The organism is Limnospira sp. PMC 1279.21, from assembly GCF_032349615.1.
Classification (GTDB): domain Bacteria; phylum Cyanobacteriota; class Cyanobacteriia; order Cyanobacteriales; family Microcoleaceae; genus Limnospira; species Limnospira fusiformis.
This window is the reverse complement of record NZ_JARPLU010000343.1, coordinates 1-1,957: the sequence shown is the minus strand read 5'-3', so window position 1 is coordinate 1,957 and position 1,957 is coordinate 1. Positions and strand designations below refer to the sequence as shown.

The following is a 1,957-nucleotide window of genomic DNA, read 5'->3' as shown; positions in this document are numbered from 1 at the left end:
TGAAAGCGTGCGAGACGTTCAGGCATGAAATAGGGCTGCAATGCCCGAAATAACCGCCTGGTAGGGAATTCAGCCCCTTGGTTGAATATAAGGAGCGCACTCCTGACCATCCCTATAACTGTTTATATGTCCCAATGATTAGTATCATACGATAAAAAATCAAGGCAGGGAACCCAAGGTCAATACACTCTGTAACAACTCGTAACAACTCTTAACATAACGAAATGGGACGACACAGAGATGAGGGTAACGGCGATAGCCACCCCCAGTTTCAGGACTCACACCCCTGGGATTGAAGCGGGGAACGGAAGGCGTGAAGTAGAACCAACTACCAGACGCGACCACTGCCAACCATCCATGATTAGGGAAACCGAATGTCTGGCCTGAACCATCGTAAGTAGATTGTAGCGAAATAGGTTGATACGCTGCGCTCAAAAGAGTAAGGGGAAAAGTAGGAGAATCCTTTCACTACCTACACAGACCTTTAAAGTACCCCGGTGGAGAGGACAAATCTAAAGATGGAATGCCCATATAAACGGAACGTTTTAAGTCCTCCTGGACTCTGAGAGTATGGTCGATACCTCAGTAGGGATAAGTGTAACCGCAAGTCCTAGAGGATGTGAGATGTGACCAAAAGCCAAACGCCCGGTTGTAATGACAGGGATATGCTAACGGGTCACGGTTTGATTGTAAGAATAGAGTCTAGTAGGAGTCAAAATGACGAAATCGAGAGAAAGTAAGGGATTTGGGAAACCAAAACTTACAAAGACTACGAATGTATGGAGAAGTATTAACTGGGCCAAGGTTCAGCGATACGTCTTTAAGCTCCAAAAGAGGATATTTCAAGCAGCTAAATCGGGACAGGATGCAAAGGCTAGAAAGTTGCAACGTCTATTGGTGAAGTCATATTATGCCCAGCTTCTAGCAGTGCGACGAGTGACTCAAGATAATCAAGGCAAAAAGACAGCCGGTGTCGATGGAATGAGAGTAATCTCCCCAAGGCAAAGGCTTGAACTTGCTGAGAATATTAAAGGAAATCTCAAAGCAAAACCGCTGCGTAGGGTGTGGATTCCAAAACCTGGAAGGGATGAAAAACGCCCTCTGGGAATACCCACCATCCAAGATAGAGCAAGGCAAGCCTTGGTTAAGTCGGCTCTCGAACCTGAATGGGAATCGAAGTTTGAAGGCACAAGTTACGGATTCCGTCCTGGACGGTCCGCCCAGGATGCGATAGCACGAATCTATCTGTGTATCAAACACAGCAGTTATTTTGTGTTAGACGCTGATATAACAAAATGCTTTGACCGAATAAACCATGATTATCTACTGTCCAAAATTCATTGTCCAAGCAGCTTGAAAAGAGACCTGAAACAATGGCTTAAAGCAGGGGTGCTAGATAACGGTGTATTCGAGGATACAGAATCAGGGACACCCCAAGGAGGGGTAATAAGTCCAATACTCGCCAACATCGCACTGTTGGGAATGGAGAGGCTAGTTAAGGAAATGTATCCAAATAAAGGAACAGCCATTCAGGTGAACCTTATAAGATACGCCGATGATTTTGTAGTTATATCAAAAGACCTTGAAATCATTGAACAGTGCAAGACTGCAATTTCTGAATGGTTAAAACCTGTAGGATTAGAGATTAAACCTGAAAAGACTCGAATTTGCCACACGCTCAATCCCATTGAGTATAATGGCAAGCCTGAAGAACCCGGGTTTGATTTTCTAGGATTCAATATCAGGCAATATCCGGTAGGAAAATATAAATCTGGGAAAACAGGGGGAATGGCAAGCCGATTAATCGGTCACAAAACCCACATCAAACCCAGCAAGAAAGCAGTTAAAGCCCACACTGAAGTGATTAAGGGTGTAATTAAACAACATAAAACTGCACCCCAGTCAGCCCTGATTAGCAGACTAAACCCAATCATAAGGGGATGGTCAAACTACTATT

1 protein-coding gene is annotated in these 1,957 nt (G+C 44.4%); it reads left to right on the top strand.

Annotation, left to right across the window (positions count from 1 at the left end):
• Nucleotides 1-717: 717 nt before the first annotated feature.
• Nucleotides 718-1,957 (top strand): group II intron reverse transcriptase/maturase (gene ltrA / locus P5683_RS24380; RefSeq protein ID WP_315642522.1); only part of this gene is annotated, 1,240 nt, incomplete at its 3' end.